We start from the raw sequence: 14635 nt of genomic DNA, 5'->3' as shown, positions 1-14635 counted from the left end.
ATCCGCGCCGTGAACAACGTCCTCAACATTTCCTGCTACAAGTTCGTCCCACTGCCGGACGCCGAGGCCTGGCGCGAACGCCTCAGCGCCCAATGCCCGGCCCTGGGCCTCAAGGGCACCATCCTGCTGGCCGAGGAAGGCATCAATTTCTTCCTGGCAGGCCCGGCCGAGGCCATCGCGGCGGTGCTGTCGACCCTGCGGGCCGATCCGCGCTTCGCGGACCTGGCCCCCAAAGAAAGCTGGTCCGCCACCCAGCCGTTCAAGAAGATGCTGGTGAAGGTCAAGCGTGAAATCATCCGCATGAACCACCCCACCATCCGCCCCGCCGATGGCCGGGCCCCCGCGGTCAGCGCAGCGACCGCCCGACGCTGGCTCGACCAGGGACACGATGACCAGGGTCGCCCCGTGGTCACCCTGGACACCCGCAACGCTTTCGAGGTGGACCACGGCACCTTCGAGGGCGCCATCGACTGGCGCATCCACAAGTTCACCGAGTTCCCCGACGCGTTGCGTGCCCACAAGCACGAGTTGCAGGACAAGACCGTGGTGAGCTTTTGCACCGGCGGCATCCGCTGCGAAAAAGCCGCCATCCTGATGCGTGAGGAAGGGCTGGAGCACGTCTACCAACTCGAGGGCGGCATCCTCAAGTACTTTGAAGAAACCGACGGGGCCCACTACCAGGGCCACTGTTTCGTGTTCGACGAGCGCGAAGCCCTGGCACCGGACCTCGCCGCCCTCAAGAACGGGGCCTGAACCCCAGCGACTCAGTGGGCGCCGGGGCGCTGCGGCAGGGGAATGCGCTCGGTCTCACCGGGCACCTGGCCCATGCCGGCGTCGGCGTTGCCGGCCTCCCAGTCCAAGGCCGCCTGCGCCAGGCGGTCGGGGTCGGATGAGACAAAGTTCCAGCGGATGTGGCGGTGCCCCAGCGGCTGGCCGCCCACCACCACCAACCGGCACCCCTCGGGCCCCGCTTGCAAGCGCGCGGGCTGCGCCAGCACGGCCAGATGCCGATCGGGCGAAGGCACCCCGTCCACCGTCAGTCCCCCGGTAACGGCGTAAACCGCCTGCTCTTGCGCCAATGTCGGCAACTCAAAGCTTTGTCCAGGGGCCAGCGCCACATCCAGGTACAGGGTAGGCGACAAGGTGGCCACCGGCGAACGCAGGCCAAAGGCTTCTCCCACCAACACGCGCACGGCGGCGCCTTGCACTTTGGTCTGCGGAATCGCATCGGCTGGGGTGTGCACAAAACTGGGCGCCACCTGCTCCAGCGCCGTCGGCAGGGCCACCCACAGTTGCAGGCCGTGGTTCGTGTAGGCCTGCCCCGCCAGGTCAGCGGGCCGACGCTCCGAGTGCACGATGCCCCGGCCAGCCGTCATCCAGTTGATCGCGCCCGGTTCGATGCGCTGCTCAAACCCCAGGTTGTCGCGGTGCAGGATGGCACCTTCAAACAGGTAGGTCACGGTGGCGAGGCCGATGTGCGGGTGCGGGCGCACGTCGAACTGGTCATCGGCTTGCACCCGAACCGGACCGAAATGGTCAAAAAACAGGAAAGGCCCCACCGCCTGGCGCAGCGCGGACGGCAGCAGGCGCCGCACCACAAAGCCACCGCCCAGGTCCTTCTCGTGCGGCTTGATCCACTGCGGGGCGCTCATGCCTGGTGCTCCACGGTGGTGCTGATCTCGGTGGTCACCGTGCTCATGAGTTTGTGCACCGGGCATTTGTCGGCCACCGCGCGCAACTCGGTCACCTGGGCCTCGGTCAGCTCAGGCCCCACGATCACCAGGTGCGCCGCCAGGCGGTAGACGCCCTGGCGCTCGGCCGTCGCGTCACGTGTCACCTCCGAACGCACGTCCTCCACCGGCAGGCCCTTGCGCCGCGCGTACCACATCACCGTCAGCGCCTTGCAAGCGCCCAGGGCGGCGTCGTACAGGTCGTGGGGGCTGGGGCCGGCATCGTCGCCGCCCTCGGCCACCGAGACGTCGGCCAGCAGGCTGTGCTGGCGGATGTGCAGGCGCTGCGCCATCGCCGCGCCGGGCTCACGTTGAAGTTCGACAGACATGGGTGTTCCTTGTTCTGGGGCCCCCCACGGGGCCCGGGTGCCCAGCCCCGACGGGACTGGGCGCAGGCGGTCAATGAATCACTGAGCCCAGCGCGCGGCGGCGGCGGCCACGCGGGCGCCGAACAGGCGCGCCGTGTCCAGGTCGCCTTGCGGCATTTCGGCCGGCGAGGCGTCCGACGGCGACTGTGCCATGGCCCCCGAGAACGAACCCACAAAGTTGATGTCGTTGCGCTGTGCGGCCTTGCTGTTGCTCGGCATCAGGCCGGTGCCCACCCAAACGCCGCTGTGCTGCATGGCCAGGGTGAACAGGTAGTGCAGGGTCGACAGCTTGTCGCCGTTCATGGTGGCGCTGTTGGTGAAACCAGCGAACAGCTTGTCCTTCCAGGCTTGGGTGAACCAGGCCTTGGACGAGGCATCTGCAAATTTCTTGAATTGCCAGCTCACGCTGCCCATGTAGGTCGGCGAGCCCATGACGATGGCGTCCGCCGCATTCAGGGTGTCCCAACCGCCTTCCGGCAGGTTGCCCTCGGCGTCGATGGGCAACAGCGTGGCGCCGGCGCCTTCGGCCACCGCCTGAGCCAGGCGCAGGGTGTGGCCGTAGCCCGAGTGAAATACAACAACAATTTTGGCCATGTGAACTCCGTTTGAGGTCCGTTTGAAAAAGGGTCTGCTCGGTGAAACCCGGGGGTTTCTCGAAGCCGGCAGGCGGTGTGCCCAACCCGGCTTCGCGCGGCCGCGCCAGCGCTATTTTGCGTTCAAGACCGCCGTTCAGGGGGCGAGATCAAACACCAGCACCTCGGCGTCGCGGCCATCGGACAGGCGCAGCACCGGCTCGCCGTCGCCCAGCCAGGCGTCACCGGCTTCGAGCGCCTGGCCGTTGACCGTGATCTCCCCCCGCACCACCTGCACATAGGCCTTGCGACCCGCGGGCCATGCCATCTCGGCCTGCTCGCCGGGGCCGAACAAGCCGGCGTACAGCCGGGCGTCGGCGTGGATCAGCACCGAGCCTTCAGCCGCGTCTGGCGACGCCACCAGGCGCAGGCGACCGCGCTTGTCGGCCTCGGGAAACGCCTTTTGCTCATAGCTTGGCGGGATGCCGGTCACATTGGGCTCGATCCAGATCTGCAGAAAATGCGTGGTCTGATCCGGCGCGTGGTTGAACTCGCTGTGTTGCACACCGCGCCCAGCGCTCATGCGCTGCACCTCGCCCGGCGGGATGCCCACGACATTGCCCAGGCTGTCCTTGTGCGCCAGCTCGCCGCTGAGCACGTAGCTGATGATCTCCATGTCGCGGTGACCATGGGTGCCGAAGCCCGCACCGGGGGCGATGCGGTCTTCATTGATGACCCGCAGGTTGCCCCAGCCCATGTGACGGGGGTCGTAGTAACCAGCGAAAGAAAAGCTGTGGTGTGACTTCAGCCAGCCATGATCGGCCCAGCCCCGGTCTCGTGATTTGCGAACATTGAACATGCGTTGCTCCTGTGTGGCTTGACTGTAGGCCGCCAGGGCGAGCGCGCGTTGCGCAGGGTTTGATGGCATCATTCATTTTTTTTGAAGCTCATGGCCGGCCACCCTCCCACCCCCCGTGATGTGCTCACGCCCGATGCCTTGGGCATGTTGCAAGAGATCGCCCACAGCGGCAGTTTTGCCGCCGCGGCGCGCCAGCTCGACCTGGTGCCCAGTGCCCTCACCTACCGCGTGCGCGCCATCGAAGAAGCGCTGGACGTGCTGCTGTTCGACCGCAGCAGCCGCCAGGCCCGCCTGACCGAGGCCGGCCAGGAACTGCTGCGCGAGGGGGAGCGCCTGCTCAATGACATCGACGCCGTGGCCAACCGGGTGAAACGCGTGGCCACCGGCTGGGAACCCCAGCTGACCCTGGCCTGTGACGGCATCATCAACCGCACCACCACATTGGAGATCTGCGGCGACTTCTTTGCCCTGCAGCCCCCCACCCGTCTGCGCCTGCGCGATGAGATCATGACCGGCACCCTGCAAGCCCTGGTGCTGGGCCAGGCCGACCTGGCCCTGGGCGTGGTCATGGACACCTCGACGCAAGCCGACATCCAGCAGCGCGAGCTGGGGGTGATGAACTTCGTCTACGCGGTCGCGCCGCACCACCCCTTGGCGGCAGTCGAGGGACCGCTGCGCGATGAGCAGGTGCGCCAGCACCGCGCGGTGGCGGTGGCCGACACCAGCCAGCGCGGGCGGGGCATGACGGTCAACCTGCTGCCGGGGCAGGACGTGTTCACCGTGCCCACCATGCAGGCCAAGGTGGACGCCCAGTTGCGCGGCCTGGGCGCGGGCTACCTGCCCGAATCGATGGTCAAGGCCTACCTGGACAGCGGCATGCTGGTGCAGAAGACCCTGGAACGCCCGCCGCGCGTCATCCGCAGCGGCTATGCCTGGCGCGCCGCCCCGGGCACGCGACCGGGGCGCGCCCTGCAATGGTGGTTGGACCGGCTGGAATCCCCCGCCACGCGGCGGGCCCTGCTGGAGCAGGCCTACAGCGCCGCGCGCTGAACACCGACAGCCCCGCCGCCACCCGCGGGAAATCCCCCAGCACAAAGCGCGCGCAGGCGACCCCAACTCCAAGGGAGCCGCCTTGAATTGCGGTAGTCTTTGAGTGTTCTATCCAACGGAGACACGCCATGGCAACCCGCTCGCGCAACACCCCCGGCCCCCGCAAAAAGCCTGCCCCGGCCCTGCAGCCCCGCCGGCGCATCGCCGTCATCGGCGCCGGCATGGCCGGCATCAGCTGTGCCCGCACCCTGGTTCAGGCGGGCCACGACGTCACCGTGTTCGAGAAAAGCAGTGGCGCCAGCGGACGCATGGCCAGCCGGGACACCCCGTTTGGCAGCTTTGACACGGGCGCCCAGTACTTCACCGTGCGCGACCCGCGCTTTCAGCAGGCCCTGGCCACCACGCCGCAGGCCGCACGCCCCTGGAGCGCCAACGCGGTGCGCGTGCTCGACGAGCAGGGCCAGTTGTCCTCCCCCAGCCTTGCCCACCCCGAAGCCCACTGGGTCGGTGCCCCGGCCATGAACCAACTGGTGCGCGCCTGGGCCGCCCCCTTGCTGGCGGCCGGCCGACTGCACCTCAACACCCAGGTCACCGCCCTCGAGCGCGACCGCCTCGACGCCGAACGTTGGCAACTGCACTGCGACGGCAGTGGCCCCACCCAAGGCGTTCAAGCCGGCTTTGACACCGTGCTGCTGGCCTTGCCAGCGCCCCAGGCCGCCGCCTTGCTGGCCCCCCTCAGCGCCGCCACCGAGCTGACGGCCGCCGCCCAACAAACCCGCACCGCCCCCTGCTGGACCCTGATGCTGGCCTTCCCCCAGGCCGAGCAACCGGGCCTCATCACGCTGGGGCCGCAGTGGAACGTGGCCCGCAGCACGCACCACCGCATTGCCTGGCTGGCCCGCGAGTCGTCCAAACCAGGCCGCAGCCAGGTTGAACGCTGGACGGTGCAAGCCAGTGACGTGTGGTCGACCGAGCACCTCAACGACGACCCCGCGCGGGTGCAGGCCAAGCTGCTGAGGGCGTTTGTCGATGTGACCGGCATCCGTGCCGAACCCGCCCACCAGGACGTCAAGCTCTGGCGTTACGCCAAGACCCTGCAACCCCTGGGCCAAACCCATGTCTGGGACCCCGCCAACGGCCTGGGCCTGTGTGGCGACTGGTGCCTGGGTCACCGGGTAGAAGACGCCTTTGTGTCGGGCCTCAGCCTGGCCCTGAACCTGGCCTGAGTGCCCCCGCGCCGCGCCGCCGCCCACAGGCGGTGGCACGGCGGCTTTGAATCGATGTCGAATGCCTTGCCTCCCACCCCGTGCCCAACAGCGCCCCCCGCTGTGCGCCTGAGCGCGTCCCACAACGAGCCCCCCAACGCCCCCCCCGACGCACCTCCCCAAACGCTGTCCAACACGCTGCCCAACACACCGACCAGTGCAATGACCACGGCGCGGGCCCCGCTGCCCTCCCCCCGACCAGCCGCGCCGCCCCCTGAAACCGCTGCGCGGCCGCGCCCCTACGTGGGCCGCTTTGCGCCCTCCCCCACCGGGCCGCTGCATGCGGGCTCCCTGGTGGCGGCCTTGGCCAGCTGGCTGGACGCCCGGGTGCACGGCGGCCAGTGGCTGGTGCGCATCGAGGACATCGACCCGCCACGCTGTCAGCCCGGTGCCGACCAATGGCTGCTCAAACAGCTGCAAGACTGTGCCCTGCTGCCCGACGCCCCGCCCGTGTGGCAGTCGCAGCGCCATGCGCTCTATGCGGCCGCCTTGCAGGACCTGGTGGCGCGCGACTGGGCCTATGGCTGCGCCTGCACACGCAAGGACATCGAACAGGCCCTGGCGGCGCAGGGCTACCAACGAACGCGTCACCAAGTGGCGGTCTACCCCGGCACCTGCCGCCGAGGCTTGTCAGGTCGCAGTGCCCGCGCCTGGCGGCTGCGCACCGACCTCGCCCCCAGCCCCCATGCCTGGCAGGACCGCCGGCTGGGCCCCCAACAGCAGTGCGTGGCCACCGAAGTCGGTGACTTTGTGCTGCAACGCGCGGACGGCCTGTGGGCCTACCAACTGGCCGTGGTGGTGGACGATGGCGCGCAGGGCGTGACCCACATCGTGCGAGGGGCCGACCTGTGCGACAACACCGCCCGCCAGTGGTGGCTGCAGGAGGCCCTGGGCCTGCCCCACCCGCACTACCTGCACACCCCGCTGGTGCTCGATGCGAGCGGCGAGAAATTGTCCAAACAACACGGCGCCCCCGCCGTGCCCACCGACAGCCCCGCCCAGGCCAGTGCGGCCCTGTGTGCCGCCGCCCGGGTGCTGAGCCTGCCGGTGGACGGTGCGCCAAGGGCGCCAGCCGACTGGTTGCGGCACTGGCTGCCCGCCTGGCAGGCCCAATGGGGCCCATCCCGGCGCCCAGGTGCCTGAGCCCCCGCCAGCTTGCCTACAATTCAGGGCTACCGTCTGTCCGCAGCGCCCCGGCGCCACGGAGGACCCGATCGATCCAAGGCCACCATGCAAGACCCCCAAGCCCCCACGCCCTACCCGACCGCCGCTGCCGACACCTCGGCGGCCCCGGCAGCCGCACCCAACCCGGGTGCGGCCCCCGCGGGCGTGGCGTTCCCCAAGACCATCAAGAGCTTTGTGCGCCGGGCTGGCCGCACCACCACGGGCCAGGCCAAGGCCTTTGAGGCCTGGGGCCCCACCTATGTGCTGCCCTACCAAGCCCAGCCTCTGAACCTGGAACAGGCCTTCGGCGGTCCGGGCCCGGTGGTGCTGGAAATCGGCTTTGGCATGGGAGACGCCACCGCCCACATCGCAGGGCTGATGCCCGACACCCACTTCCTGTGCTGCGAAGTGCACGAACCCGGCGTGGGCGCCCTGCTCAAGCACATCGGCGAACAGGGGCTGACCAACATCCGCATCCTGCAACACGATGCCGTCGAGGTGATCGACCACATGCTGCCCGAGGAGGTGCTGGACGGTGTGCACATCTTCTTCCCCGACCCCTGGCACAAGACCAAGCACAACAAGCGCCGCCTGATCCAGAGCCCGCTGGTGGCCAAATTGGCGGCACGCCTGCGCCCCGGCGGCTACCTGCACTGCGCCACCGACTGGCAGCCCTACGCCGAGCAAATGCTCGAAGTGCTGGGCGCCGAGCCGCGGCTGCGCAACCGCCAAGCCGACGGCGGTTACGCCGAGAAGCCCGCCTACCGGCCGCTGACCAAGTTCGAAAAGCGCGGCCTGCGCCTCGGGCACGGCGTGTGGGACGTGGTGTTTGAGAAGCGCTAAAACCCAAGGGACGCCGACTGAACTGCGGCGCCCACACGACAGAACGACCCGATTTTCAAGTTTTGGCGCCCTGCGCCCCCTCAAAGTGCGCACGCCCGACCCGAACTTGGCTAACATCGCCCGTTTTCGACCTTTCTCTGGCCAACCTGTCCCATCGACAAGCGCCGACACCCGAACAGCGGACCCAGTCCCCCGTCGGGCCCTTGAAGGGTTGACAGTCCACCGTGCGGATCGCCCTCACGGGGCTCCATTTGGTCTGTTGGATCACAGCGCAAAGCGGTTTTGACAATGAAGCCTTTACTGCAGCATCTGGTTGAGATCACGGGTCACCGGGACCACGCTCGCCTGGAGATCTCGGTCATTTCCGCCCTGCACCAGCTGGGCGGGGTGAAGGAGATCCGCGCCCTTGAAGTGGTCAGCATTGGCGAGGAAACCCACATCCGCCCCAAGGCCTGGATCCAGGATGGCAAGCTGCACTCGATCGAAGAGTCCCAACACGCCGACCTGCCACGCCTGCCGCTGGCCGCCTACCCGGCACTGGTCAAGTGCATCGAGCAGCGCCTCAGCACCCTCGAGACCCAGGGCGAAGCCGGCGAAACCGAGCTGTGGCTGCCGGTCTGGCTGCACGAAAAGGTGGTGGCCTGCCTTGAGATCCGCAATGACAAGGCGCTGAGCCAGGACATGCTCAACGTGATCCATGGCATTTTTCACGTCTACCGCAACTACCAGAGCCTGCTCGACTACAGCGAGCGCGATGCGCTGACGGGTCTGTTCAACCGCAAGACCTTCGACGCCGAGTTCGCGCGACCAGGTCACGCGTCAGGCGCGGCAGAAGCCGACCCGACCGACGTGCCCCAGCATTGGCTGGCGGTGGTCGACATCGACCACTTCAAGCAGGTCAACGACCGCTTTGGCCACCTGTATGGCGATGAAGTGCTGATCCTGATGGCCAACCTGCTGCGCTCCTCGTTCCGGGCCCAGGACCGCATCTTCCGCTTTGGCGGCGAGGAATTTGTGATCCTGCTGCGTTCGGCCACGCTGGAGACGGCGCGCCAGATCTTCAACCGCTTCCGGGCTTCGGTCGAGGCGCACGCCTTCCCGCAGGTCGGCCGCGTCACGGTCAGCCTGGGTTTTGTCAGCACCCAGCGCGGCACCGCGGTGGAAATCCTCGGGCACGCCGACCAGGCGCTCTACTACGCCAAAGAGCACGGGCGCAACCAGGTCTGCCACTACGACGAACTCATCACCAGCGGCCAGCTGGCCACGCCCACCGTGGCCGTCGACGACGTCGAACTGTTCTGAGCCCGGTTGGGGCCGGGCCGGCCGGCCTGACAGACGCCCCCTTCGCTTGACGCTCAAGCCGCTTGGCGGTCGGGCGTCAGCAACTCGGGGTTCAGGCGTTCGGCGTAGTCCTGCAGCGCGGGCAAGGACAGCGGGCGGCTGAAGTAATAGCCCTGCATGCATCGGCAGCCGTGGGCCAACAGGAAGTCGGCTTGGGTGCGGGTCTCCACCCCCTCGGCGATCACCTCCAGTTGCAAATGCTGCGCGAGGTCGATGATGGCGGTGATGACGGCCATGTTCTTCGGGTGCGTCGCATAGGCATCGACAAAGAACTTGTCGATCTTCAGCACATCCACCGGCAAGCTGGCCAGGTAGGCCAGGCTCGAGTAACCGGTGCCAAAGTCGTCGATCGCGATGCGCACGCCCAGGGCCTTGATCTTGCCCAGCACCTCGGCCGCGGCCTCCATGTTTTGCATCAGCACGCTCTCGGTGACCTCGATCTCCAGTGCGTGGCCGGGCAAGCCGCTCTCGGCCAGTGCGGACTGGAGGTCGCCCACAAAGCTCGGGTCGGTCAGCTGCCGGATCGACACATTGACGGCCACCGGCACCGCATGCAGCGGCCCCACCAGCACGCGCCGCGCATCGCGGCACGCGGTGCGCAGCACATGGCGGCCGATCTCGATGATCTGCCCGCTTTCCTCGGCCACCGGGATGAACTGGGCGGGCGAGACCACCTGGCCCTGACGGCGCCAGCGCACCAGCGCCTCGACCCCCACCAGCTGGTCGCTGCTGAAGTCGATCTTGGGCTGGTACTCGACGTAGATCTCCTGGTTCAGCAGCGCGGTCTTCAAGGCCTGCTCCTGCTGCAGGCGCTGCTGGGCGGCCACCCCCAGCTCGCGCGTGAAGTAATGAAAGCGGTTTCGACCGGCCGACTTGGCCGCGTAGAGCGCGGCGTCGGCGTGCTTGGCCAGCTCGTCAAAGCTGGCGCCATCGCCAGGGAACAGGCTGATGCCGATCGACGCCGACACATTGAGCTCGTGCCCGTTGACCAGGAACGGCGCCGCGCACAGGCGCAGCAGCTTTTGCGCCAGCTGGCCGGCCTGGGACGGGTCGCTGAGGCCGGTCTGCAGCACCACGAACTCGTCACCGCCCTGGCGGCTCAGGATGTCGGTGTGGCGGATCACCGTGGACAGGCGCCGCGAGAAGTCCACCAGCAGGCGGTCCCCGGCTTCGTGCCCGAGCGAATCGTTGACCATCTTGAAGCGGTCCAGGTCCAGGTACATCACCGCCACCTGGCGCCCCTCGCGCTGCGCCTGCTCGATGGCGTGCTGGGCCCGCTCGTGCAGCAACAGGCGGTTGGGCAGGCCGGTCAGCGCATCGTGCTGGGCCAGGTGGGCCATGCGGATAGCCATGGAGCGCATCTCGGAAATGTCATGGAACACCATCACCGCGCCAATGATGTCGCCGTGCCGGTCGGTGATGGGGGCGGCCGAATCCTCGATGTCGAAACGCTGGCCGTCCAGGCGCACCAGGGCGCTCTCGGCGGCCAGGCCCACCGTCTTTTGCAACTCCAGCGCCAACCGCACCGGGCTGCGCACCGGCGTGCCCTCCAGCGAGTGCACGATGGGCATCACCACCTCCACGGCCAGGCCCTGGGCCAGGTCGTTGCGCCAACCGGTCATCAGCTCGGCCACCGGGTTGAGGTAGGTGACGCGGCCCTGCACGTCGACGGTGATCACCGCGTCGCCAATCGAACTCAGCGTGACGCGGAAGCGTTCCTTCTCCTCGAACACCTGGGCCTCGGCCTGCTTGCGCTCGCTGATGTCCACGATCTGCACAAAAACCCCGGCCACCTCGCCCGCGCGGCGATCGGGGGCCAGCGAGACCAGCAGGGTGCGAGGCACCTGGTCCGGGCCGCGCACCGGCCACTCGAAGGTCTGCGCCTGACCTGCCATCGCCTGGTCAAGGTAGAAGCCATAGCGCCGCGCCATGGCCGGCCCCAGCAGGTCGGGCAGGCGTTCGCCGCGCATGAAGCCGGGCAGCAGGCCAAACCAGTCGCGGTGCAGGTGGTTGGCGAACAGGTTGCGCCAGTCCCGGTCCCAGTAGCTGACCAGCGAAGGCAGGTGGTTGAGGATGGTGCGCAAATGCCCCTCGGCATGGCTGAGCTTGACGGACACGCGCTGGCGGCGCCGCAGCTCGCGCTCGAACAACACCGCCATGCCCAGACAGCCCACCATCAGCAGCACCGTGACGCCCGCCACCCAGGCCGTGCGCCGCCACCAGGCGGCCTCGATCGAGCCCCGGCTGCGCGCCAGCACCAGGCGCACCGGCCAGTCCTTGAGGTTGAGGTAACTGACCGCCCGGGCCGGTGTGTTCGGTCCGGCGGGCCAATGCAGGTGCCCCGGGCCCGCCAAGCCCGACAGCGCTTGCACCGGCCAGGGGCGTTGGGCCTCGGCACTCGCGCTGTCGGGCCAGGGCCCGCCCGCGAGCCAGGTGCCATCGCTGCGCTCCAGCCACAGGGTGGCACCGGCGTCGAGCTCGACACTGTCGATCAAGCCCTGCAGAAAAGACTGCTTGAAGGACCCGACCACCACGCCCTCAAACTGCCCCTGGCGGTCGTTCAGCCGCCGACTCAGGCCCACGGCAGGCAGCCCGGTGATCTTGGACAGGTAGGGCGCGCTGACAAACAAGGCGTCCTCGTTGGTGTCGCGCTGGGCTCGGAAGTAGTCGCGCTCGGCCAGGTTGCGGGCTTTGGGCACCAGGCTGGAGGCCTCGGCCGTGACGCGGCCCTCGCTGTCCACCACCAGCAGGGTGCTGATCACCGGGCGGTCGTGGATGCGCCCAAACAAAAGGCGGTGCTTGAGGGGCGGTGCCGCTTTTTGCACCAGGGGATCGTGCAGGTCGCTCTGCAAGCCCTGCAGCGTGATGTCGGCCACCGAGAAGATGCGGTCCAGTTGCTGCCCCATGCTGATCAACACGTGGGCATCGCGCTCATCGGCGCGGGCCCAGGTGGCCTCGAAGTCGGCGCGCGCGAGGTACGCCGACAGGCCCCCGATCAACAAGGTCAAGATGAGCGCCAGCAACAGCAGCCGGCGGGAGATCAGGGAGCGGAGCATCAAGTGAGGAGGGTCGGGCAGCGCCGATTCTAAAAATGCCCCCTCCACGGCGGGTTGATCCCGGTCAAGAAAGTCCGGCATGCGCGACGCTGTCAATTCCTTGACACGGTCCGCGCCCGCCCTGGGGCAAGATGCGCTGCCGCCACAGGCCCCACCCCCATTGGAGACAGACACCATGAACATCCCCTCGCTCAAGAACCAGGTCAGCGCCGAAGAATGGCAGCTCCGGGTCGACCTGGCCGCCTGCTACCGCCTGGTGGCCGCCTACGGCTGGAGCGATCTGGTTTTCACCCACATCAGCGCCAAGTTGCCGCCTTCGGTGGCCGGGGACGAGCACCAGTTCCTGATCAACCCGTATGGCCTGATGTTTGACGAGATCACCGCCTCCAGCCTGGTCAAGGTCGACATGCAGTGCAACAAGCTGCACGACAGCCCGTTCCCGGTCAACCCGGCGGGCTTTGTGATCCACAGCGCCGTGCACGAGGCCCGCCCCGAAGCGGGCTGCGTGCTGCACACCCACACGCGTGCCGGCATCGCGGTCAGCGCGCAAAAAACCGGCATCCTGCCCATCAGCCAGCAGTCCACCTTTGTGCTGAGTTCGCTGGCCTACCACGACTACGAGGGCGTGGCGATCCGCGACGACGAAAAGGCCCGCCTGCAAGCGGACCTGGGCAAGGCCAACTACCTGGTGCTGCGCAACCACGGCCTGCTCACGGTGGGCCGCAGCATTGCCGAAGCCTTCCTGTCGATGTACACGTTTGAGAACACCTGCCGCATCCAGGTCGACGCCCTGGCCGGCGGGCTGGACCTGGTGTCGGTGGACCCGCAAATCCTCAACGGCGTGGCGCACGCCATGAAGGTGCAGACCGGGGGCATTGGCGGCGCCTTCGTCTGGCCGTCCCTGCTGCGCAAACTGGAGCGCCTGGACCCCGGCTACAAAGACTGAGGCCCCCGCGCTCAAGCCCCCCTGCACCGGCCCCCCCAGCATCAACGACCGGGCAGCCCGCATCAGTGCCTGGGGGCCACGTGGGGTTGGGCGGTGGGAAGGCGGCTTCGCAACCGCTTCAAGGCGCTGGCGGGCATGACCGCGCCGGAGCAACGGGGTTCCGGGGCGCCGGCGCTCCGGATCACGGCCTCAGCCGCTGACCTCCACGCGGTTGCGGCCCTCGGACTTGGCGTGGTAGAGCATCGCGTCGGCCCGCGCCAGCAGGTCGGCCACGCCTTCATCCGGGCCACACTGCGCCACCCCGAAACTCGCGGTCAGGGGCAACAAGCGCCCCTCCACATGCAGGGGCTGGGCTTCGATCATCTCGCGCAGGCGGTGGGCCGCCTGGGAGGCGTGGACCAGATCACTCTCGGGCAGCACGATCAAAAACTCCTCCCCGCCGTACCTCGCCACCCAGTCCACCGGCGTGCGCACCTGGCCCAGCAGCAAGGCGCCCACGTCACGCAGCACGGCGTCACCCGCCGCATGGCCCAGCTGGTCATTGATGGCCTTGAAGTGGTCAATGTCGGCAAAGATCACCGACAAGGCCCGGCCATAACGCCGCGCCCGCTCGATCTCGGCGGGCAGGCGCTCTTCAATCACGCGGCGGTTGAAGCAACCCGTCAGGGCGTCGGTGATGGACAGGCGGTGCACCTCCTCGATCAGCTTCTCCAACTGCTGGGTGCGCTCGGCCACCAGGTGATCCAGGTTGGCGATGTGGCTGCGCAAGTCGCTTTGCAACTGGGTGAAGCCCTGGGTCACCAGGTCGATCTCATCCTGGTGGTCGCGCGGCGGGCGCTCAAGCTTGAGGGGGCGTGACAGTTCCTGGGGCTTGAGTTCGGCGGCAAAACGGGCGATCTCCTGCATCGGCCGCTGCAGGTCGCGCCGCAGCATCCAGCCCACCAACAGGCACAACAAGCCCGTGAAAAGCACATAGCCCGTGACAATGCCCAGGGTGTCGTGCGCGACCTGGGCCGCCTGGTAGCCAGGCTCGATCCACAACTCCAGGCGCCCCACCGGCTTGCTGCCCTGCGGGGCCTGGATCTCGAGCGAGCGCAGCGCCGGGCCCGGCAAGTCAATGGCCAGGGCCCCGGCTTCAAAGGTCTGGCCGGTGCTGGCCAGCACCCGCACGCGGCCGATCTCAGGCAGGCTGGCCAACCAGTTGACCTGGCGCTGCACCACCTCGGGCTCGATGTCCCACAGCGAGATGGACAGCATCGGGAGGCTGTTTTCGGCGATCTCGGCCAGCGCATGGTCCATGCGGTGCTGGGTTTCGCGGTAGGTCAAAAACCCCTGCAAGGCCAGCATGGCCGCAAGGCAAGCCCCCGCCAGCAGCACGATGCGCTGGATCAGGGTGGCGGCGATGGAGCGAAAACGGGTTCGATTCTGAAACATGAGCGCC

The 14635-nt window shown here is 68.1% G+C and carries 13 protein-coding genes; 7 read left to right on the top strand and 6 right to left on the bottom strand.

Translation table 11 applies throughout. The features are described from left to right. Nucleotides 1–9 precede the first annotated feature (9 nt). Nucleotides 10–753, top strand: coding sequence for a sulfurtransferase (locus PSQ40_RS02240; protein ID WP_273948424.1), 744 nt, complete (start codon nucleotides 10–12; stop codon nucleotides 751–753). 11 nt (nucleotides 754–764) lie between these two features. Here PSQ40_RS02240 and PSQ40_RS02235 read toward each other — a convergent pair whose 3' ends face one another. From PSQ40_RS02235 to PSQ40_RS02220, 4 genes are all read right to left on the bottom strand, one after another. Beyond that, entirely contained in the window at nucleotides 765–1652 is an 888-nt protein-coding gene (locus PSQ40_RS02235; protein ID WP_273948422.1) for a pirin family protein, read from the bottom strand. Next, on the bottom strand, nucleotides 1649–2059 hold the full coding sequence (locus tag PSQ40_RS02230; RefSeq protein WP_273948419.1) for an OsmC family protein: 411 nt from the start codon (nucleotides 2057–2059) through the stop codon (nucleotides 1649–1651). Before PSQ40_RS02230 ends, PSQ40_RS02235 begins: the two co-directional genes overlap by 4 nt. A 78-nt stretch (nucleotides 2060–2137) precedes the next feature. After that, nucleotides 2138–2692 (bottom strand): flavodoxin family protein, encoded by a 555-nt coding sequence (locus PSQ40_RS02225; RefSeq protein ID WP_273948417.1) that lies wholly within the window; start codon nucleotides 2690–2692, stop codon nucleotides 2138–2140. A 135-nt stretch (nucleotides 2693–2827) separates the two neighbouring features. After that, nucleotides 2828–3529, bottom strand: a complete 702-nt coding sequence (locus tag PSQ40_RS02220) for a pirin family protein (RefSeq protein WP_273948414.1) — start codon at nucleotides 3527–3529, stop codon at nucleotides 2828–2830. A 90-nt stretch (nucleotides 3530–3619) separates the two neighbouring features. Between PSQ40_RS02220 and PSQ40_RS02215 the strand changes: the two genes are divergently transcribed. From PSQ40_RS02215 to PSQ40_RS02195, 5 genes are all read left to right on the top strand, one after another. After that, complete coding sequence (locus PSQ40_RS02215) at nucleotides 3620–4579, top strand: LysR family transcriptional regulator (RefSeq protein WP_273948413.1); 960 nt, start codon at nucleotides 3620–3622, stop codon at nucleotides 4577–4579. A 128-nt stretch (nucleotides 4580–4707) separates the two neighbouring features. Further along, nucleotides 4708–5805: an NAD(P)/FAD-dependent oxidoreductase gene (locus PSQ40_RS02210; RefSeq protein WP_273948412.1), complete on the top strand. Its 1098-nt coding sequence runs from the start codon at nucleotides 4708–4710 to the stop codon at nucleotides 5803–5805. 201 nt (nucleotides 5806–6006) lie between these two features. Then, nucleotides 6007–6987 (top strand): tRNA glutamyl-Q(34) synthetase GluQRS, encoded by a 981-nt coding sequence (gene gluQRS / locus PSQ40_RS02205; RefSeq protein ID WP_273948410.1) that lies wholly within the window; start codon nucleotides 6007–6009, stop codon nucleotides 6985–6987. Nucleotides 6988–7074: 87 nt separating this feature from the next. Further along, on the top strand, nucleotides 7075–7851 hold the full coding sequence (gene trmB, locus PSQ40_RS02200) for a tRNA (guanosine(46)-N7)-methyltransferase TrmB (protein WP_273948408.1): 777 nt from the start codon (nucleotides 7075–7077) through the stop codon (nucleotides 7849–7851). Nucleotides 7852–8139: 288 nt separating this feature from the next. Further along, on the top strand, nucleotides 8140–9153 hold the full coding sequence (locus PSQ40_RS02195; protein ID WP_273948407.1) for a GGDEF domain-containing protein: 1014 nt from the start codon (nucleotides 8140–8142) through the stop codon (nucleotides 9151–9153). A gap of 53 nt (nucleotides 9154–9206) precedes the next feature. Here PSQ40_RS02195 and PSQ40_RS02190 read toward each other — a convergent pair whose 3' ends face one another. Further along, nucleotides 9207–12248 carry a bifunctional diguanylate cyclase/phosphodiesterase gene (locus tag PSQ40_RS02190; protein WP_273948406.1) on the bottom strand — a complete coding sequence of 1014 codons (3042 nt, stop codon included), beginning with the start codon at nucleotides 12246–12248 and terminating at the stop codon, nucleotides 9207–9209. Between the two features lie 175 nt (nucleotides 12249–12423). On the opposite strand from PSQ40_RS02190, the gene PSQ40_RS02185 reads away from it, so the two are divergent. Further along, a complete protein-coding gene (locus PSQ40_RS02185) occupies nucleotides 12424–13194 on the top strand; it encodes a class II aldolase/adducin family protein (protein ID WP_273948405.1) in 771 nt (256 codons plus the stop codon). A gap of 189 nt (nucleotides 13195–13383) precedes the next feature. Here PSQ40_RS02185 and PSQ40_RS02180 read toward each other — a convergent pair whose 3' ends face one another. Beyond that, nucleotides 13384–14628: a sensor domain-containing diguanylate cyclase gene (locus PSQ40_RS02180; protein ID WP_273948403.1), complete on the bottom strand. Its 1245-nt coding sequence runs from the start codon at nucleotides 14626–14628 to the stop codon at nucleotides 13384–13386. Between the last annotated feature and the right edge of the window lie 7 nt (nucleotides 14629–14635).

The organism is Curvibacter cyanobacteriorum (assembly GCF_028649475.1).
Lineage (GTDB): Bacteria > Pseudomonadota > Gammaproteobacteria > Burkholderiales > Burkholderiaceae_C > Curvibacter > Curvibacter cyanobacteriorum.
Note: the sequence above shows the minus strand (reverse complement) of the source record. Positions and strands in the feature narration are given on the sequence as shown.

Bases quoted from the DNA above. Each gene is read 5' to 3' on its own strand.
- PSQ40_RS02235 (WP_273948422.1), bottom strand. From the start codon at position 1,652: ATGAGCGCCCCGCAGTGGATCAAGCCGCACGAGAAGGACCTGGGCGGT.
- PSQ40_RS02230 (WP_273948419.1), bottom strand. From the start codon at position 2,059: ATGTCTGTCGAACTTCAACGTGAGCCCGGCGCGGCGATGGCGCAGCGC.
- PSQ40_RS02225 (WP_273948417.1), bottom strand. From the start codon at position 2,692: ATGGCCAAAATTGTTGTTGTATTTCACTCGGGCTACGGCCACACCCTG.
- PSQ40_RS02220 (WP_273948414.1), bottom strand. From the start codon at position 3,529: ATGTTCAATGTTCGCAAATCACGAGACCGGGGCTGGGCCGATCATGGC.
- PSQ40_RS02215 (WP_273948413.1), top strand. From the start codon at position 3,620: ATGGCCGGCCACCCTCCCACCCCCCGTGATGTGCTCACGCCCGATGCC.
- PSQ40_RS02210 (WP_273948412.1), top strand. From the start codon at position 4,708: ATGGCAACCCGCTCGCGCAACACCCCCGGCCCCCGCAAAAAGCCTGCC.
- gluQRS (WP_273948410.1), top strand. From the start codon at position 6,007: ATGACCACGGCGCGGGCCCCGCTGCCCTCCCCCCGACCAGCCGCGCCG.
- trmB (WP_273948408.1), top strand. From the start codon at position 7,075: ATGCAAGACCCCCAAGCCCCCACGCCCTACCCGACCGCCGCTGCCGAC.
- PSQ40_RS02195 (WP_273948407.1), top strand. From the start codon at position 8,140: ATGAAGCCTTTACTGCAGCATCTGGTTGAGATCACGGGTCACCGGGAC.
- PSQ40_RS02190 (WP_273948406.1), bottom strand. From the start codon at position 12,248: ATGCTCCGCTCCCTGATCTCCCGCCGGCTGCTGTTGCTGGCGCTCATC.
- PSQ40_RS02185 (WP_273948405.1), top strand. From the start codon at position 12,424: ATGAACATCCCCTCGCTCAAGAACCAGGTCAGCGCCGAAGAATGGCAG.
- PSQ40_RS02180 (WP_273948403.1), bottom strand. From the start codon at position 14,628: ATGTTTCAGAATCGAACCCGTTTTCGCTCCATCGCCGCCACCCTGATC.